The sequence below is a fragment of the Massilia sp. genome (assembly GCF_046293535.1).
Lineage (GTDB): Bacteria > Pseudomonadota > Gammaproteobacteria > Burkholderiales > Burkholderiaceae_D > Telluria.
This window is the reverse complement of the sequence record NZ_JBKBOV010000003.1, coordinates 1-23,430: the sequence shown is the minus strand read 5'-3', so window position 1 is coordinate 23,430 and position 23,430 is coordinate 1. Positions and strand designations below refer to the sequence as shown.

Sequence of the window (23,430 nt, the reverse complement as noted above, 5' to 3'; positions counted from 1 at the left end):
CCGGTCGCGTAGGCCACGAGCGTGTTGGTCTTGCCGTTGGCCGAGACACGCCAGTTGATCACGACGTCGATCTCATGCTTGATGTTGTTTGCGTCGGTGAGCACGATCGTGCCCGTCAGGTCATTGCCCTGCAGGGTGAACTGGCCGGTATCGCTCACCTGCCGGAACTGGAGATTGGACCAGCCCAGCTCCGTCATCAGCTGGACGTTGATGGCGGTGTTCGGGGTGGAAGCGGCGTCGCCCAGGAAGCCATTGGTGAACGAAACGGAAACGATAGTCTTGGCCAAAACAGCCTCTGCGGGAAAGTGGATGGCGTCCTGAGACGGACCGGAATCTTGGAAACAGGAGGGAAATGTCGAACGGCAGGGGCCGGAAACCAAGAGTGTAGCGAGTGCGATTTCTGTTCGGCAATGAGAAAGCTGCGTAGGACTAGTCTTACATGTATTTATGCCAATGAATCGTTGTGGGCAGGAGACAAAGCGACATAAAACCTTGTCAGTCCTAGCGCGAGCAGGCTTGCGCCATGTCCGCAAAGCGGCCGTTATCATGGCCGTGACCGGTCAGCCATTTGCGCGCTTGGCCACAGGAGAGCGCATGCCCGACAGCTTCGCAGTGCATTACATCCCCGAATCCTTTTCCGTGGCCGGCCAGAAGCTGATGGGACGGCAGTCGGCCGGCGTTGGCCTGCTGGGGGCGATCGCGCGCGACGCCGGCCTGCGCGAAGTCGGCTGCCTTGCGTCCGACCGCAGCCATGCCGATGCGTTCGCAGCCACCCTGCGCGGCGAGGGGTTCGGCGGCGAGGTGGCATGGATACCGCCGGCGGCGCCGCAGGGGCTCGAGCGTTTCGGCTGCCTGTACCACCCGGGCCCCGGCATCGAGCGCCTGGCCTGGCGCAGGCTGGCCGCGGGCGAGCACCGTTACAGCCTGTGCGGCATCACCCACGCCACCGCCTCGCACGAGATGATGAGCATGGTGACCAGCCTGCTGGTGGCGCCGGTGCGCGGCTGGGACGCCATCGTGTGCACCTCGCGCGCGGTGCGCGACAGCCTGCGCGTGCTGGTCGAGGAGCAGGCCGACTACCTGCGCACGCGGCTCGCGGCGCAGCGCTTCGAACTGCCGCAGCTGCCGCTGATCCCGCTCGGCGTGCACTGCGCCGGCCTGGCGCCGGAGCCAAGGCGCCGCCAGGACGCGCGCGCACGGCTCGGCATCGAAGCGGAGGACGTCGCCTTCCTGTACCTGGGGAGGCTGTCGGTGCACGCCAAGTCGCACCCGCAGCAGATGTTCAGCGCCCTGGAGCGCGCGGAGAAGGGCGGGCGGCGCGTGCACCTGGTCATCGCCGGCTGGTATGGCGGCGAAGCGATCGAAGCCGCCTTCCGCGAAGCGGCCGCGATCCTGTGTCCGTCGGTGCGCCTGGTCGAACTCGACGGCCGCGTGCCCGGCAACCAGCTCGACGCCTGGGCCGCCGCCGACGTGTTCACCTCGCTGGCCGACAACGTGCAGGAGACCTTCGGCCTGACGCCGGTGGAGGCGATGGCGGCCGGGCTGCCCTGCGTGGTGTCGGACTGGAACGGCTACCGCGACACCGTGCGCGACGGCGTCGACGGCTACCGCATCCCGACCGTGATGCCGGGACCGGGTGCGGGACTCGACCTGGCGCTGCGCTACGACGACGGGGTGGACAGTTTCGACATGTACTGCGGCCACGCCAGCCAGGCGGTGGCGGTGGACGGCGCGCTGCTGGCGCAGGCCTACGGCCGCCTGGTGGTCGACACCGAGTTGCGCCGCAGGCTGGGAGAGCAGGCGCGGCGCAGGGCGCAGACGGCATTCGACTGGACCGTCATCCTGGGGCGCTATCGGGCCTTGTGGGAAGAGCTCGCCGAACGCCGGCGCGCCGATCCGGTGCTGGCGCCGCCGCTGCCCGCACGCGCCCCGGACCGTCCCGATCCGTTCCGGCTGTTCGCGAGCTACGCCACGCGCCCGCTGACGGCGGCCTCGCTGGTGGAGCTGGCGCCGGATGCCTCGCTGGCGCTGGTGAACGGCTACCGCGATCTGGCGATCAACCGCTTCGCCTCAAGCTCGCTGCCGACGCTCGAGGACTTCGGCCGCCTGTTCGGCGCCATCGGCCCGCGACCGGTGGAGGTGGAAGAACTGATCGACACCCTGGGCCCGTGCGACCGGCCGACGCTGCTGCGCGGGCTGGCCTGGCTGTGCAAGATGGATTTGCTCAGGGTCGTCGAGTAGATGGACAAGTCGGGTTGTCCGCCCGGCCTGTCGACGTTCCGCCTATCGCCACGCCGGAACACCCGCTCGCAAAAATCAAAGGCACTGTTTCGCGCGTCGCGATGTCCAAGCTTGTGCAACTGGTGCTCACCGATCGTTCGCAACTCACCGCGGGCCGCGAGTTCGGCGTGATGTCGCCGCTGGTCCGGCGGCTCGCCGATCTCGGCGCCAGGCACGCCTTTGCGCATGCGGGACTCGGGTGGGGCAGCATGCCGCGACATATGGTGCAACAGGATCCCGCCGATGGATCGCTGGTGCAGCTTCGATTGAAAGCGCATCCATTGCCGGGTACGGCATTTTCGATGCGCGGCCTGGCTGAAAGAGCAGCCGCCACGACCTGCGGGAAGATGGTTTGTCGATCAGTTGAAATGCGGTTTCAGTGAAGGCGGTGTAGTAGATAACTGACGAATGCGCAATCGCATGTTTAAGTACGAAAATCGTGATTCACTTTGAGGTGTTCGGGTTGCGCGCTCACAAAGTTTTCGTGTACTTTACGTGTTTGAATTTGTCAAAACGTGAACATGTGATATTGTCGCGTCCATCCGGGCAGTAATCGATCGAATAATAGGACACTGATTCAATCAGTATGCACGTAAGCGAAGCGAAAAGAACAAGCCGCACTGCCTGACCGTGTTCAGGCAAGGCGGCTTTTTCTTTTCGCGCCCGCAAGGGTAGCGATGTGAAAACGCATTGAATCGGTTTCCTGGCGACGTTGGCTGAAGCGCTGCAATCGTGAGGAGTTGCAGCAGTTCAGCCGGTGCCGGATTCATTGGCCCAAATCGCCCGGCGGTGTGGTCCGATGAATAATTCGCCCGCCACGCTGAGGGTGGGCGGGTTTTAAACCTTGAGCGTATTTCTCATCGCAGATGAAGGAGAATCAAATGGCAACCGCTAAGAAACCAGCAGCAAAGGCTGCAACCGAGAAACCGGCAGCAAAGAAAGCTGCCGCCGCTACCAAGCCGGCAGCCAAGGCCGCTCCGGCCAAAGCAGCTGCCAAGCCGGCAGCAAAAGCCGCTACCAAGCCGGCAGCGAAGCCTGCTGCAAAGAAAGCAGCTGCCACCAAGACTGCTGCGAGCAAGACCGCCGCCAAGACCAGCGCCGCCAAGACCACTGCTACCAAGGCAGCAGCCAAGCCCGCAGCTAAGCCTGCTGCAAAGAAAACCGCAGCGACCAAGACCGCCGCAACCAAGACCACCGCGACCAAAACCGCAGCGAAGCCTGCTGCAAAGAAAGCCGCAGCTAAACCTGCAGCCAAGGTTGCGACCAAATCGGCAGCCAAGCCGGCAGCAAAGAAAGCCGCTGCCAAGCCAGCCGCAAAGCCTGCTGCAAAGAAAGCTGTAGCCAAGCCAGCAGCCAAGGCCGCTGCAAGCAAATCGGCAGCCAAGCCGGCAGCAAAGAAAGCCACTGCCAAGCCGGCAGCCAAGAAAGCCGCCGCTAAACCGGCAGCCAAGGCCGCCGCCACCAAATCGGCAGCCAAGCCGGCAGCAAAGAAAGCAGCAGCAAAGCCTGCAGCCAAGAAAGCTGCCGCTAAACCAGCAGCCAAGAAAGCTGCCGCTAAACCAGCAGCCAAAGCCGCAAGCAAATCGGCAGCCAAGCCGGCAGCCAAGAAAGCCGCCGCTAAACCAGCAGCCAAGAAAGCCGCCGCTGCCAAACCAGCCGCCAAAAGCACCGCTGCAAAACCGGCAGCAAAGAAAGCCGCCGCCAAGCCGGTAGCAAAGACTGCCGCCAAACCGGCAGCAAAGAAAGCAGCCGCGACCAAAACCGCCGCTACCAAGTCGACTGCAAGCAAATCGGCCGCCAAGCCGGCAGCGAAAGCGACCGCGACCAAAGCCTCCGCTAAACCTGCTGCAAAGAAATCGGCTGCACCGGCTAAATCGGCTGCGCCGGCTAAATCGGCTGCCACCAAAGCCGCCGCTCCGGCTAAAGCCGCAGCGCCGGCAAAATCGGCCGAAAAAAAAGTCGCTACTCCGGCAAAAGCAGCCGCTCCAGCTAAATCCGCTGCCAAATCGGCTGCTACCAAATCGGCTGCCGCCAAGCCTGCTGCAAAGCCGGCCGCAAAAGCCGAAGCCAAGCCGGAAATGAAAGCCGAAGCGAAACCGGAAGCCAAAGCCGAAGCAAAACCGGAAGTGAAAGCCGATAGCAAGGCCGACACCAAATCGGATTCCAAAGCCGATACCAAATCGGAATCGAAAGCCGAAGCAAAACCGGAAGCAAAAACCGATTCGAAATCGGACGGCAAGGCAGCCGCACCTGCTCCGGCAGCGAAAACCACGCTGTCGCCGGCAGCCGCATGGCCGTTCCCGACCAGCAGCCGCCCGTGATTCCGGCTCGATAGCGAGTCTTGCCTGGATCAGGCAAAATACCGCTGTGTGATCGTTCACACGGCGGTTTTTTTTTGAGGAGCCTACGTGCTGTCTATTCTCCAGTTTATCGTCGATACCGCTGCTGCCTTGCTGGGAGGGCTGCTCCTGCTGCGCTTCTGGATGCAGGCCACGCGCGTGCGCCCGCCGCAGCAGATCGGGCAATTCACCTTTACCCTGACCGACTGGCTGGTGCTGCCGCTGCGGCGTCTGGTGCCGGGCATGGGCGGCTATGACTGGGCAAGCCTGATCGGCGCCTTCCTGGTGGTGCTGCTGGCCAGCTCGCTGTTGCTGCTGGCGGGGGCGGATGCGCAGATGGTGCTGCTGCACGCGCTGTACCGGTTCCTGACCTGGATCCTGTACGGCTTCATGGCGCTCCTGATCATCGACGCCATCTTCAGCTGGGTGAATCCGCATGCGCCGCTGGCGCCCTTCGTGCATGCGCTCAATACGCCGATCCTGCGGCCGATCCGGCGCGTGGTGCCGCCGATCGGCGGGATCGATTTATCGGTGCTGGTGGCGCTGGTGCTGATCCAGATTATTCAGTTCGTGTTGAGGCAGGTTTTTTACGGGTGATGGTGTAAGCGTGCTGCAAAGGTACGCTAAGTAAATTGGGTCCCCGCCTACGCGGGGACGACGGATCAAGCGTTAAGGTACAAATGACAGTACCTCTAGCTTTAAAACCGTCGTCCCCGCGAAGGCGGGGACCCAATTTTTATATGCGCAGTGTTAGCGCGTAATTTCAGCGGAACTTGTATCCAAACGCCACCTCAAACTTCTGCTCGATCTCTTCCGGCGTGAACGTGTGGTTCTGGCCCCCGGTGCTGCCGATCTTGATCGCGCCCAGCAGGCTGGCGATGCGGCCGGTGGTCGGCCAGTCCAGGCCATTCGTGATCCCGTACAGCAGGCCGGCGCGGTAGGCGTCGCCGCAGCCGGTCGGGTCGACGATCTCGTCGGCCTTCACGGCCGGAATGCGATAGTGCTCGCCGCCGGCGTAGATGTCCGAGCCCTCGCCGCCGCGCGTGACGATCAGTGCGTCCAGGCGGCCGGCGATGTCGGCCAGGCTCAGGCCGGTGCGGTCCATCACCACTTCGAATTCATAGTCGTTGCAGGCCAGGTAGCTGGCCTGCTCGATAAAGCGGATCAGCTCTTCGCCCGAGAACATCGGCAGCTGCTGGCCCGGGTCGAACATGAAGGGGATGCCCTGGGCGGCGCAGTCGGCGGCGTGCTTGAGCATGCCGTCGCGGCCGTCCGGCGAGATGATCGCCACCCGCAGGGCGCCCTGGTCGGCCACGTTGTTCTCGTGCGAGTACTGCATCGCGCCCGGGTGGAAGGCATTGATCTGGTTGTTGTCCTGGTCGGCGGTGACGAAGCACTGCGCAGTATAGGCGTCGGGAATGGTGCGGATGGCGCGGGTCTCGATGCCCTGTTTCTTCATGCGCTCGAGGTAGTCGCCGCCGTCCTGGCCGATGGTGCCCATGACCAGCGGCTCGCCGCCGAGCAGCTTGAGGTTGTAGGCGATGTTCACCGCGCAGCCGCCGTACTCCAGGCGCATGGTCGGCACCAGGAAGGAGACGTTCACGCGGTGCAGCTGGTCGGCCAGCAGGGTCTCGGCGAAGCGGCCGTGGTACTGCATGATCTTGTCGAATGCGATCGAGCCGCAGATCAGGGCGGTCTTGGTCATGGAGATGCCTTCAAGAGATTAGGGATAAAAGACGGCGACATGGTAGCCGGACGGCTGCGCTTGCGCGACACGGAAGTGCAGCTTCACGGGCTGTTCGGCGTGCGCGGCGAACCCAAGGCCCAGCAGCGGGCCGGCCGGCAGGTAGTCGCGCGGGCCGAACACGCGCTGCACCAGCGGCTTGTCGTCGGCATCGCTCAGGGTCAGTTCGATGCTGGGCCAGGCCTGCACGGAATCGCCCTGGTTGCGCAGCTGGGTGCTGAAGGTGTAGGCGTCGCCGCCGAGCGTGGTCAGTTCGCCGGTGTCGATCACCAGCTGGTCGACCCTGGCCGGCAGCTCGACGCGGCAGCCCACTACCTCGCACAGCGAGACCAGGGCCGGCTTCAGGGCGGGATAGCGCGCGGCCAGTGCGGTGGAGAAGTGCATGACGACCTGCGCCGCCAGGGCCAGCAGCAGCAGCACGCTACCGAGCAGCATCGCGATGCGCATGGCCTTGCCCGAGCGTTCGCGCTGGCGGCCGCGCCGCACGAATTCCGGCTCGTCCGGTTCGGGCACGCGCAGCTTGGGCGCTTCGATTTTCGTCGGCGTCAGCTTGGACTTGCGCGCGGCGCGTGCTTCCGCGGCCCGGGTGCGCGGCGTGCGTGGCGCCACCGGGGGCGCGCTCGGCGGCGCCCGCATGGTGACCGTGGCGGGGCCGGATTCGCGCAGCAGCAGCGGCGGCATGGCGGGCCCGGCCTTCGCGCTGGCAGGGCCGCTTGCGCCGGCAACTGCCGGCGCAAGCGGGCGCTCGGGCGCAGGCGCCGGCGCTTCCGGATGCTCGGCATGGTCCGGCGCCGGCGCGGCCACCAGTTCTTCGTCGACCTGCACGTCCGCCGCAAGCGCCACCGGTGCGTCGGCGGGTGCTTGCGCAATGGACGCAGGCTCGGACGCGTGGACGGGTTCCGCAGCGGCTGCGGGGATGGTGTCAGGGACAGGCTCCGGAACGGCTTCGGGCGCCGGCTCCGGCTGCGGCTCGTCCGCCGGGGCTTGCGTCGGGGCCGGTGCCGGGTCGGGTTCGGCCGCCAAGGCCTCGTGTTCCCGGCGCGCTTGCGGGGCGCCGCCGGCGTCGTCGCCGCTGCTTGCCTTGGGCAGGATGCCGTAAGGCGAGAAGGTGCGGTCGAATTCGAGGGTGTAGATCGGATCGTCGTCCGCTTCCGGTGGGGGAGCGGCAAGCGCGGCAGGCGCGGCGGCTGCTTCGGATGGGGGAGTTGCGGCTGGCGCCGGGGTGGCGGGCATGCCCTCGGCGGCAGCGTCCGACGCCCGCCGGCGCCGCGGAGAAGGGCGTGGCGCCGCGTTGGCCAGGTCGACCAGCGCGGCGTTGCCGTCAAAGATTTCGGTGCAGGCGCCGCAGCGGACGATGCCCCCACGCAGCTTGAGCTGGTCCGCGGCGACGCGGAACATGGTGCCGCAGTGGGGGCATTGGGTGGCGAGCGCCATGCCTGGGTTGCCCTTAGCCGCCGGTGGCGGAGCGCGGCGCGGGTGCGGTGTCCTGGCCGAGCGTCCCGTGAAGGGCGACCCAGCCGTCCTGCTCGGCCCAGACGCCCAGCTTGATGAAAGGTGCGTAGGCGGCGGCCACTTCTTCCGCCTGGCGTGCCAGCACGCCCGACAGGATCAGGGAGCCGCCCGGCGCCACGCGGCCGGACAGCATCGGCGCCATCAGCTTCAATGGGCTCGACAGGATGTTGGCCACGACAATGTCGAACTGGCCCTTCGCATGGCGCTCGTTGGGGGCGCTGGCGAAGTCGTCCGGCAGATAGAAGTCGATGCTGACACCGTTGCGTTCGGCATTGCTGCGCGCCGATTCGATCGCCTGCGGGTCGATGTCGACGCCGGCGACATCGAGAGCGCCGAGCTTCTTGGCGACCATCGCCAGGATGCCCGAGCCGCAGCCGTAGTCCAGCACCGACTTGCCGGGCGCAGGGTGCGCTTCCAGCCACTCCATGCACAGGCGGGTGGTCGGATGGCTGCCGGTGCCGAAGGCCAGGCCCGGATCCAGCTCGAGGATGAGCCCATTCGGGTCCGGCGCCTCGTGCCAGCTCGGCACGACCCAGATGTTCTTGCCGATGTGGATGGGCTCGAACTGCGACTGCGTCAGGCGCACCCAGTCGGCGTCCGCCACCGCGCGGGTGGTGAAGGAGGGCACGACGGGCAGCTTGATGGCGTTGGCGGCTTCCCGCACGATCGCGAACTGGTCGGCGTCGGTATCGGTCAGCGCAACGACGCGACTGTGGTCCCACGCCGTTTCGGTGGGTTCCATGCCCGGCTCGCCGAACAGCGGTTTTTCCGCGTCCGTGCCTTCGTCCGCGTCTTCCACCGAGACCGACAGGGCGCCCGCTTCCATCAGGGCGTCCGACAGAGCCTCCGCGTGGTCCCGCGCTACTTCGATGACGACTTCCGTCCAGCTCATGCTTTGGTTTCCGATTTGGCGCCGAGGCTCGTTTCCTTCGGCAGGTCCGGCTTCGAGGCCAGCTTGTGCTCCAGGTAGTGGATGTTGGTGCCGCCCTCGATAAAGCGGGCGTCGACCATCAGCTCGCGGTGCAGCGGGATATTGGTGAGAATACCTTCAACGACCATTTCCGAGAGCGCGATCTGCATGCGGCGAATTGCCTGCTCACGCGTCGCACCATAGGAAATTACCTTGCCGATCATCGAGTCGTAATGAGGTGGAACATAATATCCTGCATACGAGTGCGAATCGACACGGATGCCGGGACCGCCCGGTGGGTGCCAGCCGGTGATGCGGCCCGGCGACGGGGTGAACTTGAACGGGTCTTCGGCATTGATGCGGCACTCGATCGCGTGGCCCGACAGCATGATGTCGCGCTGGCGGAAGCGCAGCTTCTCGCCGCAGGCGATGCGAATCTGTTCCTGCACGATGTCGATCCCGGTGATCATCTCGGTGACCGGGTGTTCCACCTGCACGCGGGTGTTCATCTCGATGAAGTAGAACTCGCCGTTCTCGTACAGGAATTCGAAGGTGCCGGCGCCGCGGTAGCCGATCTTGCGGCAGGCTTCGGCGCAGCGGTCGCCGATCTTCTCGATCAGTTTGCGGGGGATGCCCGGCGCCGGCGCTTCCTCGATGACCTTCTGGTGGCGGCGCTGCATCGAGCAGTCGCGCTCGCCCAGCCAGACGGCGTTCTTGTGCTCGTCGGCGAGGATCTGGATCTCCACGTGGCGCGGATTTTCCAGGAACTTCTCCATATAGACTTCCGGATTGCCGAAGGCGGTGCCGGCTTCGGTCTTGGTCATCTGCACGGCGCCCAGCAGCGCGGCTTCGGTATGCACCACGCGCATGCCGCGTCCGCCGCCGCCGCCGGCGGCCTTGATGATGACCGGGTAGCCAATGCGGCGCGCGGTCGTGATGATTTCCTTGGGATCGTCCGGCAGGGCGCCGTCCGAACCCGGCACGCAGGGCACGCCGGCCTTGATCATCGCCTGCTTGGCCGAGACCTTGTCGCCCATCAGGCGGATCGAGTCGGAACGCGGGCCGATGAAGACGAAGCCCGATTTCTCGACGCGCTCGGCAAAATCGGCGTTCTCCGACAGGAAACCGTAGCCCGGGTGGATAGCCTCGGCGTCCGTCACTTCGGCGGCGCTGATAATCGCCGGCATGTTCAGGTAGCTGAGCGCCGACTGGGCCGGGCCGATGCAGACGGATTCGTCCGCCAGTTTCACGTACTTGGCGTCCTTGTCCGCCTCGGAGTGAACGACGACCGTCTTGATGCCCAGTTCGCGGCAGGCGCGCTGGATACGCAGCGCGATTTCACCACGGTTGGCGATGAGGATTTTTTCAAACATGGTAGGTTCGGTGTTTCAGTGAAAACCGGCGCAACAGTCTGGATCAGAAAGCGCGCCGGACACGACATGAATGGGCTGGCGGCAGGACGCCGCCCGGCCGGAGGGTTCTTAACCGATGACGAACAGCGGCTGGCCGAATTCGACCGGTTGGCCGTTTTCCACGAGAATCTTGGTGACCGTGCCGGCGACGTCGGCATCGATCTCGTTCAGGAGCTTCATCGCTTCGATGATGCACAGGGTATCGCCCGCCTTGATGCTCTGGCCGACTTCGACGAAAGCCGCGGCGCCTGGGGCCGAGGAACGGTAGAAGGTGCCGACCATCGGCGACTTGACGACGTGGCCGGTCTGCTCGGCGGCGGCCGGCGCTGCTGCCGGAGCGGCGGCGCTCGGGGCCGGTGCTGCGGCCTGCACGGCAGGCGCCGCGTAGTGCTGCACCGCCTGCTGCGGCATCATCATCATCTGGCCTTGCGGGTTTGCGGACGACTTGACGATGCGGACCTTGCTTTCGCCTTCGGTCACTTCGAGTTCAGCGATGTCCGATTCGGCGACCAGGTCGATCAAGGTCTTGAGTTTTCTGAGATCCATGTGAAACCCCTTGGTGTTTTATTCGTTTTAGAGAGCGGGCGTCGCGTTGCTGGGTGGCCGCGTCGCCGCTGATACATGAAGTTGACGTAGATTAACGCGATTTAAGTGCGAAGTCGATGGCAAACCGGTATCCGTCCGGACCCAGGCCGCAGATTACGCCTTGCGCAATTGCGGACAAGTACGAGTGGTGCCGGAAGGGCTCGCGGGCATGGACATTCGAGATGTGTACCTCCACGAACGGGATTGCCACCGCGGCAAGCGCATCGCGCAGGGCCACGCTGGTATGGGTCAGGCCACCCGGATTGATGACGATCGCCTCCACGCCTTCGCCGCGCGCGGCATGGATGCGGTCGATCAGGGCTCCTTCATGGTTGCTCTGGAAGCAGTCGAGGCTTGCGCCCGCGCTTGCCGCCTGTGCCATGGCTGCCTGTTCGATGTCGGCCAGCGTCGTCGCGCCGTACACCGCAGGCTCCCGCGTCCCCAATAAATTGAGGTTGGGGCCATTAAGCAGCAGTAGCTTTTTCGCCATGTTTAGAGTCTGAACGCCCGAAAGGAAGGCATTGTGCCGCCAAGCTCGGCTATTGGCAAGCAGTAAAATTGCCAGTCGATGAACGCATATTCAAAGAAATTCGGAAAAGAACGGTCGTTCGCTGAGCCGGATTTCCGTAGGGTGGGCGGGTCTCCCGCCCACGCGTTCAAATTCGGGTGATGCTGCCTGAGCGACTATTCATATCCCAACTATCACCGCGTGGGGTGTTCTGGTCCAGTGGACCAGAACACGAGCCGCCCACCCTACAACTTCGCCAAATCTGCTTGCAATTCGTCGAACTTCAGCTTGCCCAGGTAAGTCTTGCGCACCTGCCCATCGGCGCCGATCAATACTGTATACGGCAAGCCCCCGGCAGTATTGCCGAACTCCCGCGACAACTCGGTTCCGCCCATCCCGGCCACGTACAGCGGGTAGGCAATCTTCAGCTTGGCCGCGAATTCGCGCATGTTCGAGGGCGAATCGATGCCGATGCCGATCACGTTGAAGGTCTTGCCGCCGTCCTTGCCCGCCAGTTCGGACAGTTCCGGCATCTCCTGCACGCAAGGCGCGCACCAGGTTGCCCAGAAATTGACCAGCAGCGGCTTGCCGCGCCACTTGGCCAGCGACTGCGGCGCGCCCTCCAGGTCGTCGAGCGACTGGGCGAACAGATTGTCGACGGCCGTGTGCGGCTTGCCGCCGGTCGGGGCGATGGCGGTTGTAATCGGGGGAGGGTCTTTCTTGTTGATCGCCACCAGGGCGCCCATGATGCCGAACATGGCGGCAACGGCCGCGTAGATTGCCACGTGTTTCTTGTTCATTCGTCCTGTTCCAGTGTTTCGGGCCGCTCGTCAAACCTACTCCGCGTTGCAGTTCGGCCCTGCGATGCTCACCGTACCAAAGTACGGCTGCGCTTCTCGAGCCGAACTGCCGCCGCTCGCTACGGTTTTACGAGCAGCCCTTGGTCATTCGCCATCAGCGCACGCAGTCCCGCTGCGTCGACCCGCTGCAGGCGGCCGTCGGCGCGCGGCTTCAAGGCCCCGCGCAAGTCATGAAAGTCGTACAACTCGGCATGAATAGTTTCCTTATGCCACAGGAAGCTGACCGTTTCAACCGGATCGTGCCGGCCGCCCTTGAAATGGGGCGTTTCCGAGATCTCTATATTGACGTTGCGGTTGAGCAGGTAGATCTCGACTTCCTTGGCGCTGTCGGCGAACAGCTGCAGGTGGATGTCGTCGTGCTCGCCCGCCGTGCCGTTCAGGACGGCGCCGGTGAGGTAGGGGCGGAAGTCGGCGAGCTGGTCCATGACCTGCAGGGCGGTCTCGCGCATGGCAAGCAGGCGCGCGGCCTGGCCGGGACCGCCGAACAGGGCCTGGTATTGACGGACCTGCTCCTCGATCTGCAGATTGTCGGGCATCAAGTTGGGGCTGGGGCGGTCCACACCGAGCACCTGGCGGGCCGCCTTGCGGCGTGCGGTGTCGTAGTCGGCGCCGTCCTGGGCGATCATGCGCGCAGCAAGGGCTGCAATTTCGGCGCGCAACTGGAGCACATCATTATTTGGTGTCGGCATGATATCCCAATCATACTCTTAAGCGGAAAATCAGAGCCGGTCAGGTAAAATCGCGCTTTCCGACTCATTTAGCCCAGCTATTTCTTCCTCGACCATGCACATTCACATTCTCGGTATTTGCGGCACCTTCATGGGTGGCCTGGCCGTTCTGGCCAAGGAAGCCGGCCACCGCGTCACCGGATGCGACGCCAACGTCTATCCGCCGATGAGCACCCAGCTGGAAGCCCAGGGCATCGAGCTGATCCAGGGCTATGGCCCGGAACAGGTGTCGCTGAATCCCGACCTGTATGTGATCGGTAACGTCATGACGCGCGGTAATCCGCTGATCGAGGAAATCCTGAACCGCGGCCTGCCGTATGTGTCCGGCCCGCAATGGATCGGCGAGCACATCCTGCGCGAGAAATGGGTGCTGGCCGTGGCCGGTACGCACGGCAAGACCACGACCACCTCGATGCTGGCCTGGATCCTGGAAGACGCGGGTTATGCGCCGGGCTTCCTGATCGGCGGCGTGCCGATGAACTTCGGCGTCTCGGCGCGCCTGCATGGAGACAAGCCGTCCGACTTCTTCGTGATCGAGGCCGACGAGTACGACACCGCCTTTTTCGACAAGCGCAGCAAGTTCGTGCACTACCATGCCAAGACCGCGGTGCTGAACAACCTGGAATACGACCACGCCGACATCTTCCCGGACATCGGCGCCATCGAAACCCAGTTCCACCACCTGGTGCGCACCGTGCCGGGCGTGGGCCGCCTGGTCGTGAACGGCGACGAAGCCTCGCTGGCGCGCGTGCTCAAGCGCGGCTGCTGGAGCGAGAAGGAAAGCTTCGGCTTGTCCGAAGGCGCGAACTGGAGCCTGGTCGAGCACCAGGGCGGCAGCTTCGACGTGCTGTTCAATGGCGACGTCCAGGGCACCGTGCACTGGGAACTGACCGGTCACCACAACCGCTCGAACGCGCTGGCCGCGATCGCCGCCGCGCGCCACGTCGGCGTGCCGACCTCGCAGGCGATCGCTTCCCTGGCCCGCTTCCAGAGCGTCAAGCGGCGCATGGAAGTGCGCGGCGTCGTGGGTGGCGTGACCGTGTACGACGACTTCGCCCACCACCCGACCGCGATCGCCACCACCGTGGGCGGCCTGCGCCAGAAGATCGGCAATAAGGGAGCAAACCCGGGAAGGATCCTGGCCGTGCTCGAGCCGCGCTCGAACACCATGAAGCTGGGCGCCATGAAGGATGCGCTGCCGGGCAGCCTGAAGGACGCCGACCTGGTGTTCGGCTTCGGCAGCCAGCAGGCGCTGGGCTGGTCGCTGGCCGACGCCCTGAAGCCCTTGGGCGGCATCGCCCACAGTTTCGACCAGATCGACTACATGGTGCAGGCCATCGTGCAGGCGGCCCAGCCGGGCGACCATATCCTGGTGATGAGCAACGGCGGCTTCGGCGGCGTGCACCAGAAACTGCTGGACGCGCTGGCTCCATGACCGCGAACGCGTACGTCCTATACCTCCACGGATTCCGTTCCTCGCCCAAGTCCTTCAAGGCGCGGGTGGTGCACAAGGCGCTCGAAGAGGCCGGCCGCGCGCACGAGCTGATCTGCCCGCAGCTGCCTGCCTCGCCGAAGGAGGCGATGGCGCTCTGCCTGCTGCTGGCCGAGCGCCATGCGCCCGGCAACCTGTCCATCGTCGGCTCCTCGCTGGGCGGCTTCTACGCCACCTGGCTGGCCGAGCGCCTGGACGTGCGCGCGGCGCTGCTCAACCCGTCGGTCGATCCCCTGAAGAACCTGCAGCACCACGTGGGCGTGACCACGGCCTGGCATTCGGATGAACCCTTCGAGTTCCGCCGCGAATACATCGACGAGCTGGCGGCGCTGCGCATCGAGAAGATCACGAAGCCGGAACGTTACTTCCTGCTGGCCGCGACCGGCGACGAGGTGCTGGACTACCGCGACATGGTGGCGCACTACGCCGGGGCGAAGCAGCACGTGATCGAGGGCAGCGACCATGCGATCTCGGAATTCCCGCAGTATGTCGACGAGGTGCTGGCCTTCTGCAGCGGCGCGGGCGCGGCCCGGTGACGATGCGGATGAGAAGTGCTTCGCTGAGGCTGGCGGCATGGCAGCCGCATGCCGGCGCCGTGCGCGCGCCGGCCGCCATGCGCGACTGGCTGACCACCGAAGGCTCGCTGACGGCGCGCCTGATGGCGCACAGCGAAGTGTTTCGCGTGCGCCGGCTGCACCAGAACGCCGCTTTGTGCCTGGCGGACGAGGCGCGGGCGATCGGCCTGCCGCGTCCGGGCCGGGTGTGGGAGCGCGAGGTGCTGCTCGAATGCGATGGGCGCCCCAGGGTGTTCGGCCACACGGTGGTCCCGACCGGCTGCACGGCCAGCGACTGGCCGCTGTTTTCGGCGCTGGGCGAGCGATCGCTCGGCACCACGCTGTTCTACGATCCGCTGGTGCGCCGTGGCCGGCTGGAATACGCGCGCATCCGCGCGGGCCATCCGCTGATGGCGCGCGTGCGCGCGGCCGTCGGCGGTAGCGATGACACACTTTATTATGCGCGGCGCTGCGTCTACCGCCGCCATCAAGGCCTGCTGCTGGTCACCGAGGTATTCTTGCCCTCGGTACTGGACCTGAAGCCGACCAGAACACAACAGAACACGAAATAACATGAACGTATTTTTTGAAGAGTCGGGCGACTTCAAGGTCGGCACGGTACTGTCGCAGGCCGGCGAGGCCTACCAGGTGGAGCTGCCCAGCGGCAAGCGCAGCAAGGTCAAGGGCAAGGACGTGCTGATCCAGTTCGACAAGCCCGAGCCGGAAGCCTTGCTTGGCGCCGCCAAGGGCATCGCCGCCGAGGTGGACCTGGACTTCCTGTGGGAGGTCGCGGGCCAGGAGGAATTCGGTTTCATGGAGCTCGGCGCCGAATACTTCGGCCATGCGCCGCTGCCGAGCGAAGCCGCCGGCCTGGTGCTGGCGCTGCACGCCGCGCCGATCTACTTCCATAAAAAGGGGCGCGGGCGCTACAAGGCCGCTCCCGAGCAGACCCTGAAGGCGGCGCTGGCCGGCATCGAAAAGAAGAAGCAGCAGGCCATCGTGCAGGCCGCCTACGTCGACGAGCTCAAGGCCGGCAAGCTGCCGCAGGCCATGCAGCCGATCGTGCACCAGTTGCTGTTCAAGCCGGACAAGAACACCATCGAGTACAAGGCGCTGGAAGCGGCCGCCTCCGAACTGCAGACCACGGCGCCGCGCCTGATGCTGCGCACGGGCGGCCTGGCGTCGCCGAAGGAACTGCACATGTCGCGCTTCCTGTTCGAGCACTTCCCGCGCGGCGCCGGTTTCCCCCAGCTCGAGGTGCCGCAGGCGCCAGGCGACCTGCCGCTGGCGGACGTCACCGCCTTCTCGATCGACGACGTCACCACCACCGAGATCGACGATGCCATGTCGGTGGTCTGGCTGGACGACGGCACGGTGCAGGTGGGTATCCACATCGCGGCGCCGGGCCTGGCCATCCGCCCGGACGATGCGATCGACAAGGTCGCGCGCGCGCGCATGTCCACCGTCTATATGCCGGGCGATAAGATCACCATGCTGCCGGACGAGGTGGTGGACGCCTTTACCCTGGCCGAGGGCAAGGACTGCCCGGCGCTGTCGCTGTACGCGGTACTGAATCCCGCCGACTGGAGCGTGCTCTCGACCGCCACCCGCGCCGAGCGCGTGCCGATCAAGCGCAACCTGCGCCTCAACGAGATCGACGCCGTCGTCACCGAAGAAGCGCTGAACGCGGGCAGCGGCGAGTACGAGCACAAGAAAGAGCTGGGCCTGCTGTGGCAGTGGGCGCTGCACCTGGAAGCGGGCCGCATGAAGAAGCGCGAAGCCTTCGGCCTGAAACCCGAGCAGGCCAACCGCGTGGACTTCAACTTCTACGTCGAAGACGACGTGGTGAGCATCGTGCGCCGCAAGCGCGGCGCGCCGCTCGACAAGATCGTGGCCGAGCTGATGATCTTCGCGAACAGCACCTGGGGCAAGCTGCTGCACGACTCGGGCGTGCCGGGCATCTACCGCTCGCAGGGGCCGGGCGCGGGCGGCTGGAACGCCAAGATCCAGGTGCGCATGGTCACGCACGCGGCCCCGCACCAGGGCCTGGGCGTCGACCAGTACGCGTGGAGCACCTCGCCGCTGCGCCGCTACACCGACCTGGTGAACCAGTGGCAGATCCTGGCCTGCGCCTCGCATGGCGTGACCGCGCCGCTGGTGGCGCCGTTCAAGCACCGCGACGCGACCCTGTTCTCGATCGTCTCGGCGTTTGATGCGGCCTACGCGGCCTACAACGACTTCCAGCAGAACATGGAGCGCTACTGGTGCCTGCGCTGGCTGGGTCAGGAACATGCCAAGCAGGTCGACGCCGTGGTGCTCAAGGACGAAGTGGTGCGCCTGGTCGAGATCCCGTTGGTGGCGCGCCTGGCCGGCATGCCGCAACTGGCGCGCGGCGCCCAGGTCAGGCTCGATATCGTGCGCTGGGACGAAGTCGACCTGTCGCTCGAGGCGCGCCTGCTCGAGGTGGCGGCGCAGGCGCCGGATGCTTCGCTGGAGCTGGAAGAAGAGGAAGAGGGCGATACGGGCGAGGCGGCGCTTGCCGAGGTCGTGGAAGCCGAGGGTGTGGTGGCCGCGGTCACGACCGAAGACGGCGTGGAAGTTCCCGCGAACGCCGGCACAGCCTGATACTGTAGGGTGGGCGGGGGAAAACAGTCCAGTGGACTGTTTTCCCGCCCACGCGGTGATAGTTGGCAGGTGAATAATCTTGCGCGATGATCTCGCCGCTAGTTGACCGCGTGGGCGCAGTACAGGCCACTGGCCTGTACTGCCCTGCCCACCCTACGTGTCGCGGCCACGCCCGCAATCTCCCCACGCCCGCAGTTGCAGGTTAGAATGCCCCATCCCTGACCCAACCGCCCGTCCGGGCACGCGCAGTGAAGTATTTGCAAGATAACCGCCCCCTGATGATCGCCCTCGGCGTCTCCGTGCTCGCGCACGCGGCGCTGCTGGCGGTGCGTTTCGCCGCACCGGATGCCTTCCGCCAGCAGCCGGCCGATCCGGGGCTCGAAGTCATCCTCGTCAACGCCAAGCATGCCAAGGCTCCGGTGAAGGCCGATGCGCTGGCCCAGGCCAACCTGGAAGGCGGCGGCACGGCGGACGCTGGCCGCGCCCGTTCCCCGCTGCCCGACCTGCGCAGGATCGAGAACGGCGAAAGCATCAAGGCCCTGCAGCGCCGCATCGCCGAACTGGAACAGCAACAGCAGAACGTCCTGACCCGGGTGCGCTCATCAAGCTTCCACGCGCCGCCGAAGACCGAGCAGGACAAGCCCGACCCCACCCGCACTGGTAGCGATGCCCTCGACACCAGCCGCGCCATCTCGCGCGCCGCGGCCGAAGTCATCGAGCGCATCGAAGACCAGAACAAGCGCCCCAAGCGCACCCAGATCACGCCCAGCACGCGCCAGGTCGGCTATGCGCTCTACTATAAAGAGATGCAGAAGCGGATCGAGGAAGTCGGCACGCTCAACTTCCCGCAGCAGAACGGCAAGAAGCTGTACGGCGAACTGGTGGTCTATATCCCGGTGTTCCAGGACGGGAGCATCTATACGAAGGATGGCGGACCGCGCGTCGAGCGCAGTTCGGGCAACCCCGCCCTGGATGCGGCCGCATTGAGGATCGTGCGCCAGTCCGCGCCTTTCGGGCGCTTCCCGGCCAATATGCGCACCCAGGGCAAGGACGACCTGTGGGAAGTGATCACGCGCTTTCGCTTCACGCGCGAAGAAAAAATGCAGGCCGAACTGCGCGGCGATGCAGGATGAACGCACATGACTGACAAGTACTGCGTGATCGGCAACCCGATCGCCCACAGCAAATCCCCCGAGATCCACCCCATCTTCGCGCGCCAGACCGGGCAGGACCTGGTCTATGAGCGCTGCCTTGCGCCGCTCGACGCGTTTGCCGCGACCGTGCAGCGCCTGGTGGCCGAAGGATACAAGGGCGCCAACGTCACCCTGCCGTTCAAGATCGAGGCCGTCGCGGCCTGCACCCGACTGGAAGAGCGGGCCCGCGCCGCCGGCGCCGTCAATACCCTGGTGTTCGCAGGGGGCGAGATCGTCGGCGACAACACCGACGGTCCGGGCCTGGTGGCCGACATCACCCGCAACGCGGGCGTCGCGATGCGCGACAAGCGCATCCTGCTGCTGGGCGCCGGCGGCGCCGCGCGCGGCGCGCTGCTGCCTTTCATCCAGCAGGGCCCGCGTGAGATCGTCATCGCCAACCGCACCGTGGCGACCGCCGAGAAGCTGGCCCGGGACTTCGCTCCCTACGGCGTCCCGGTGCACGGCACCGGCTTCGATGCGGTGGCGGGCAGCTTCGACATCGTCGTCAATGCCACCTCCGGCAGCCTGGCCGGCGAGGTGCCGCCGGTCGCGGCGACGGTGTTCGGCCCGGGCACGCTGGCACTGGACATGATGTACGGGAACCAGCCTACCGTGTTCATGGAATTCGCGGCCGGCCGCGGCGCCGCCACCCGCGACGGCCTGGGCATGCTGGTGGAGCAGGCCGCCGAAGCCTTCGCCATCTGGCGCGGCGTGCGGCCCGGTACGGCGGAAGTATTCAAGAAGATGCGCCCCTGAGAACAACAAGCATGAGCACAACGATAACGATGGGTAAAACCCGCAAGGTGGCTGCGAAATCCTCGCGCCGCTGGCTCAAATGGCTGATCCTCGGGCCGATCCTGCTGGTGCTGCTGGTTCAGCTCTACTTCTTCGTCATGGTCTGCTGGTATGCGATGTTCAATCCGTCCTCGACCAGCTTCATGCGCCAGCAACTGGCGGCGCTGCAGGAAAAGAACCCGGAGGCGAAGCTCAAGCACCAGTGGGTGCCCTACGAGCGCATCTCGGACAACCTGAAGCGCGCCGTGGTGGTGTCGGAAGACTCGGGTTTCATCGAGCATGGTGGCGTGGACTGGGAAGCCCTCGAGAAAGCCTATGACAAGAACAAGCGGCGCAGCAAGGTGGTCGGCGGCGGCTCGACCATCACCCAGCAGCTGGCCAAGAACCTGTTCCTGAGCGGTTCGCGCAGCTACCTGCGCAAGGGCCAGGAGATGATCATCGCCTTCATGCTCGAGACCGTGATGCCCAAGCGCCGCATTCTCGAGATCTACCTGAACGTGGTCGAGTTCGGCCGCGGCGTGTTCGGCGCCGAAGCCGCCGCCCGCCATTACTACCGCAGCTCGGCGGCCAAGCTAAGCCCGGCCCAGGCGGCGCGCCTGGCGGTGATGCTGCCCAACCCGCGCTACTACGACAAGCGCGGCGTGACCAATTACCTGGCGCGCCGCGCCAACGCCATCCAGCGCCAGATGCGCTTCGCCGAGCTGCCTTGAGGCGCGATTCGCCGCACCCGTGACGAAAATGTCGTTACGGGGTGGCCGGGTCGGGGGCTGTCGGTTACACTTGCCGCAGTTTTCGAATCCCGGCCCGAGAGAAGCGCATGATCAACGTATTTGTCCTACAAAATGGCCGCCTGAACCAGGTCAGCGTCGACTCGCGCGAGGACCTGGAGAACGTGACGCCGGTCTGGGTCGACCTGAACGAGCCCACCGACGAGGAGCGCATCCTGGTCAAGACGACCTATGGGGTGACGCTGCCGGGCGAGGACGAGGTGTCGGACATCGAGGCCTCGGCCCGCTACTACGAAGCCGAGAACGGCGACCTGCACCTGCGCACCGACTTCCTGGTCGAGGAAGACGCCGGCCCGTCGCGCGTGATCACGGTCGCCTTCATCCTGTCCGGGAAAATCCTGTTCTCGGTGCACAACGATGACCTGCCGGTGTTCCGCCTGGTGCGCCTGCGCGCGCGCTCGCGTCCCGGCTCGATCGAAGACTACATGGACGTGCTGCTCGACCTGTACGCGACCGACGCCGAGTACTCGGCGGACGCGCTCGAGGGCATCTACGAGGCGCTGGAGGAAGTCTCCACGCGCGTGCTGCAGAAGGAATTCACCGACCAGGACGCGGCCGCCGCGCTGAACGCGATCGCCCACGAGGAAGACTTGAACGGCCGGATTCGCCGCAACATGATGGACACGCGCCGCGCGGTCAGCTTCCTGATGCGCGGCCGGTTGCTGAACGCCGACCAGTTCGAGGAAGCGCGCCAGATCCTGCGCGACATCGAATCGCTGGACGGCCACACGTCCTTCCTGTTCGACAAGGTGAACTTCCTGATGGATGCCACCGTCGGTTTCATCAACATCAACCAGAACAAGATCATCAAGATCTTCTCGGTGGCCTCGGTGGCCTTCCTGCCGCCGACCCTGATCGCGAGCATCTACGGCATGAACTTCGAAGTGTTCCCCGAGTTGAAGTGGGATTTCGGCTATCCGTTCGCGCTGGGCTTGATGGTTGCAGCCATTGCAGCCCCGCTGCTGTATTTCCACCGCCGCGGCTGGTTGCGATGAAGTAAAATTTCAAAATAATGCCGGCGATGAAATAAGATTTCATCGCCGTTTTTTTAACCGATCTTCTTGAACACCCGGCGCGCCGCCTCGATGGTCTCGTCAATGACAGCGTCGGTATGCTGCGCCGAGACGAAGCCCGCCTCGAACATCGCCGGCGCAAAATACACGCCCTCGTCCAGCATGCCGTGGAAGAAGCGGTTGAAGCGCTCCTTGTCTCCGGCCATCATCTGGCCGTAGGTCGACGGAATGCTGTTGCTGAAGTAGAAGCCGAACATGCCGCCCACCGCGTCGCCGCAGAAGGGGATGCCGCTTTCCCGGGCCGCTTCGGTGAGGCCCTGCACCAGGCGCGCGCTGGCCGCGCCCAGCTTCTCGTAGAAGCCCGGCTCCTGGATCAGCTTCAGGGTAGTCATGCCGGCCGCCACCGCCACCGGGTTGCCCGACAGGGTGCCGGCCTGGTAGACCGGGCCGAGCGGCGCCATCTTCTGCATCAGCTCCGCGCGGCCCCCAAAGGCCGCCACCGGCAGGCCGCCGCCGATCACCTTGCCCAGCGCGGTCAGGTCCGGCGTGATGTTGTACATCTCCTGGGCGCCGCCCAGGCCGACGCGGAAGCCGCACATCACTTCGTCGAAGATCAGGACGGTGCCGTGCTCGCTGCACAGTTCGCGCATGCGCTGCAGGAATTCCGGGGTGGCGCGGATCAGGTTCATGTTGCCGGCCACCGGCTCCACGATCACGCAGGCGATGGTGTCGCCCATCGAGGCGAAGGCGTCTTCCAGCTGCGGGATGTTGTTGTAGTCGAGGACCAGGGTGTGCTTCACAAAATCTTCCGGCACGCCGGCGCTGGTCGGGTTGCCGAAGGTGAGCAGGCCGGAACCGGCCTTGACCAGCAGCGAATCGGCGTGGCCGTGGTAGCAGCCTTCGAACTTGACGATCTTGTCGCGCCCGGTGGCGCCGCGCGCCAGGCGCAGCGCGCTCATGGTCGCTTCGGTGCCCGACGAGACCAGGCGCACCTGCTCGATCGAGGGCACCAGGCGGCAGATCTCTTCGGCGATCTCGATCTCGCCCTCGGTCGGCGCGCCGAAGGACAGGCCCCGGCTTGCTGCTTCCTGCACCGCCTTGATCACCTGCGGGTGGGCGTGGCCGACGATGGCCGGGCCCCAGGAGCCGATGTAGTCGATGTAGCGCTTGCCGTCGGCATCCCAGAAATACGGGCCTTCGGCGCGGGTGATGAAGCGCGGCGTGCCGCCCACCGAGCGGAAGGCGCGCACCGGCGAATTCACGCCGCCCGGCGTGCTTTGTTGGGCGCGGGCGAACAGTTGGTCGTTCTTCGAGGTGTTCTGGGTCATGGTAGCGAAAGGGGCCTGCTCAGCCCCGGTAGAATTTGTTGGGAATGAACTTGCCCATGCCGAAGCGCTGGGCGTGTTCGAGCGCGCCGGTGGTGTACTCCTGGGCCGCGAACAGGGCCTGCGGCGCTTCCATGCCGCAGGCCATCAGGGCGGTGAAGGCCGCCGAATAGGTATTGCCGGCGCCCACGAAAGGCCCCGGCAGGTGCTGGTATTCGACCTTGGCGACCACGCCGCCGGCATCGAACAGGGTGTTGGAGCAGGTGCCGTTCGCGTCGCGGGTGCCGGTCACGAGCACGTACTGGCAGCCGGCATTGGTCAGTTCGGCGACGTCCGCCAGCAGGGCGTCCTCGCTCTCCTCGCCCTCGTCGGGCACCTCGCGCCAGGTTTCGGCCATGCGCCCCAGTTCCGACTGCGACAGCATCAGGACGGTGGTCTGCGGCGCCAGGATCGCGCGGATCGCGGACAGCATCTCCTCGTCGGCCAGGCCGGAGTCGGGCAGGGCCGAGAGAAAGGGATCGAGGACCAGGGGCGCGTCCGGATAGTCGGACACGATCTCGGCGATCGCCGCCAGCTGCAGCACGGTGGCGACGGCGCCGACCTTGAAGGCGGCCACGGGCATGTCTTCGAGCAGGACCCTGGCCTGGTCGGCCATCCAGTCGCTGTCGACTTCATGCAGGTTTTCCACCTTGGCGCTGTCGGCCACCAGCAGTCCGGCGACCACCGACAGGCCGTGGCATCCATGCGCGGCGAAGGCGGCCAGGTCG

22 protein-coding genes are annotated in these 23,430 nt (G+C 65.4%); 12 read left to right on the top strand and 10 right to left on the bottom strand.

Annotation, left to right across the window (positions count from 1 at the left end; genetic code table 11):
• Positions 1 to 594 precede the first annotated feature (594 nt).
• The 4 genes from ACK4S9_RS02600 to ACK4S9_RS02585 all read left to right on the top strand — a co-directional run bounded on the left by ACK4S9_RS02600 (position 595) and on the right by ACK4S9_RS02585 (position 5,216).
• Positions 595 to 2,241 (top strand): glycosyltransferase family 4 protein, encoded by a 1,647-nt coding sequence (locus tag ACK4S9_RS02600; protein ID WP_409721029.1) that lies wholly within the window; start codon positions 595 to 597, stop codon positions 2,239 to 2,241.
• A gap of 101 nt (positions 2,242 to 2,342) precedes the next feature.
• Positions 2,343 to 2,663 carry a hypothetical protein gene (locus ACK4S9_RS02595; RefSeq protein WP_409721026.1) on the top strand — a complete coding sequence of 107 codons (321 nt, stop codon included), beginning with the start codon at positions 2,343 to 2,345 and terminating at the stop codon, positions 2,661 to 2,663.
• Between the two features lie 498 nt (positions 2,664 to 3,161).
• Complete coding sequence (locus ACK4S9_RS02590) at positions 3,162 to 4,601, top strand: transcriptional regulator (RefSeq protein WP_409721023.1); 1,440 nt, start codon at positions 3,162 to 3,164, stop codon at positions 4,599 to 4,601.
• An 87-nt stretch (positions 4,602 to 4,688) separates the two neighbouring features.
• A complete protein-coding gene (locus ACK4S9_RS02585) occupies positions 4,689 to 5,216 on the top strand; it encodes a YggT family protein (RefSeq protein ID WP_409721020.1) in 528 nt (175 codons plus the stop codon).
• Between the two features lie 166 nt (positions 5,217 to 5,382).
• Here ACK4S9_RS02585 and ACK4S9_RS02580 read toward each other — a convergent pair whose 3' ends face one another.
• The 8 genes from ACK4S9_RS02580 to ACK4S9_RS02545 all read right to left on the bottom strand — a co-directional run bounded on the left by ACK4S9_RS02580 (position 5,383) and on the right by ACK4S9_RS02545 (position 12,839).
• Positions 5,383 to 6,324: a carbohydrate kinase family protein gene (locus tag ACK4S9_RS02580; RefSeq protein ID WP_409721017.1), complete on the bottom strand. Its 942-nt coding sequence runs from the start codon at positions 6,322 to 6,324 to the stop codon at positions 5,383 to 5,385.
• Between the two features lie 18 nt (positions 6,325 to 6,342).
• Complete coding sequence (locus ACK4S9_RS02575) at positions 6,343 to 7,797, bottom strand: DUF3426 domain-containing protein (protein WP_409721014.1); 1,455 nt, start codon at positions 7,795 to 7,797, stop codon at positions 6,343 to 6,345.
• Positions 7,798 to 7,810: 13 nt separating this feature from the next.
• Positions 7,811 to 8,767: a 50S ribosomal protein L11 methyltransferase gene (prmA, locus tag ACK4S9_RS02570; RefSeq protein ID WP_409721011.1), complete on the bottom strand. Its 957-nt coding sequence runs from the start codon at positions 8,765 to 8,767 to the stop codon at positions 7,811 to 7,813.
• Entirely contained in the window at positions 8,764 to 10,158 is a 1,395-nt protein-coding gene (gene accC, locus ACK4S9_RS02565) for an acetyl-CoA carboxylase biotin carboxylase subunit (RefSeq protein ID WP_409721008.1), read from the bottom strand. Before accC ends, prmA begins: the two co-directional genes overlap by 4 nt.
• Before the next feature lie 108 nt (positions 10,159 to 10,266).
• A complete protein-coding gene (gene accB, locus ACK4S9_RS02560) occupies positions 10,267 to 10,743 on the bottom strand; it encodes an acetyl-CoA carboxylase biotin carboxyl carrier protein (protein WP_409721005.1) in 477 nt (158 codons plus the stop codon).
• 91 nt (positions 10,744 to 10,834) lie between these two features.
• The gene (gene aroQ, locus ACK4S9_RS02555; RefSeq protein ID WP_409721002.1) at positions 10,835 to 11,272 is read right to left on the bottom strand and encodes a type II 3-dehydroquinate dehydratase; all 438 of its coding nucleotides are present in this window, start codon (positions 11,270 to 11,272) and stop codon (positions 10,835 to 10,837) included.
• Between the two features lie 263 nt (positions 11,273 to 11,535).
• Positions 11,536 to 12,090 (bottom strand): redoxin family protein, encoded by a 555-nt coding sequence (locus ACK4S9_RS02550; protein ID WP_409720999.1) that lies wholly within the window; start codon positions 12,088 to 12,090, stop codon positions 11,536 to 11,538.
• A gap of 119 nt (positions 12,091 to 12,209) precedes the next feature.
• Positions 12,210 to 12,839 (bottom strand): hypothetical protein, encoded by a 630-nt coding sequence (locus ACK4S9_RS02545; RefSeq protein WP_409720997.1) that lies wholly within the window; start codon positions 12,837 to 12,839, stop codon positions 12,210 to 12,212.
• A 94-nt stretch (positions 12,840 to 12,933) separates the two neighbouring features.
• Between ACK4S9_RS02545 and mpl the strand changes: the two genes are divergently transcribed.
• From mpl to corA, 8 genes are all read left to right on the top strand, one after another.
• On the top strand, positions 12,934 to 14,313 hold the full coding sequence (gene mpl / locus ACK4S9_RS02540) for a UDP-N-acetylmuramate:L-alanyl-gamma-D-glutamyl-meso-diaminopimelate ligase (RefSeq protein ID WP_409720994.1): 1,380 nt from the start codon (positions 12,934 to 12,936) through the stop codon (positions 14,311 to 14,313).
• Entirely contained in the window at positions 14,310 to 14,906 is a 597-nt protein-coding gene (locus ACK4S9_RS02535) for a YqiA/YcfP family alpha/beta fold hydrolase (RefSeq protein ID WP_409720991.1), read from the top strand. Before mpl ends, ACK4S9_RS02535 begins: the two co-directional genes overlap by 4 nt.
• An 8-nt stretch (positions 14,907 to 14,914) precedes the next feature.
• Positions 14,915 to 15,496: a chorismate--pyruvate lyase family protein gene (locus ACK4S9_RS02530; RefSeq protein ID WP_409720988.1), complete on the top strand. Its 582-nt coding sequence runs from the start codon at positions 14,915 to 14,917 to the stop codon at positions 15,494 to 15,496.
• A gap of 1 nt (position 15,497) precedes the next feature.
• Entirely contained in the window at positions 15,498 to 17,549 is a 2,052-nt protein-coding gene (locus ACK4S9_RS02525) for a ribonuclease catalytic domain-containing protein (protein ID WP_409720985.1), read from the top strand.
• Positions 17,550 to 17,827: 278 nt separating this feature from the next.
• Positions 17,828 to 18,682 (top strand): TonB C-terminal domain-containing protein, encoded by an 855-nt coding sequence (locus ACK4S9_RS02520; RefSeq protein ID WP_409721419.1) that lies wholly within the window; start codon positions 17,828 to 17,830, stop codon positions 18,680 to 18,682.
• A gap of 6 nt (positions 18,683 to 18,688) precedes the next feature.
• A complete protein-coding gene (aroE, locus tag ACK4S9_RS02515; protein WP_409720982.1) occupies positions 18,689 to 19,498 on the top strand; it encodes a shikimate dehydrogenase in 810 nt (269 codons plus the stop codon).
• A gap of 29 nt (positions 19,499 to 19,527) precedes the next feature.
• Positions 19,528 to 20,247, top strand: a complete 720-nt coding sequence (gene mtgA / locus ACK4S9_RS02510) for a monofunctional biosynthetic peptidoglycan transglycosylase (protein WP_409721416.1) — start codon at positions 19,528 to 19,530, stop codon at positions 20,245 to 20,247.
• A gap of 107 nt (positions 20,248 to 20,354) precedes the next feature.
• Entirely contained in the window at positions 20,355 to 21,320 is a 966-nt protein-coding gene (corA, locus tag ACK4S9_RS02505) for a magnesium/cobalt transporter CorA (RefSeq protein WP_409720980.1), read from the top strand.
• Between the two features lie 53 nt (positions 21,321 to 21,373).
• On the opposite strand, the gene hemL is transcribed toward corA, so the two are convergent.
• Both hemL and ACK4S9_RS02495 read right to left on the bottom strand, forming a co-directional pair.
• A complete protein-coding gene (gene hemL, locus ACK4S9_RS02500; protein ID WP_409720977.1) occupies positions 21,374 to 22,666 on the bottom strand; it encodes a glutamate-1-semialdehyde 2,1-aminomutase in 1,293 nt (430 codons plus the stop codon).
• 19 nt (positions 22,667 to 22,685) lie between these two features.
• Positions 22,686 to 23,430: hydroxymethylpyrimidine/phosphomethylpyrimidine kinase (locus ACK4S9_RS02495; protein ID WP_409720974.1), on the bottom strand; the 745-nt coding region annotated here is incomplete at its 5' end.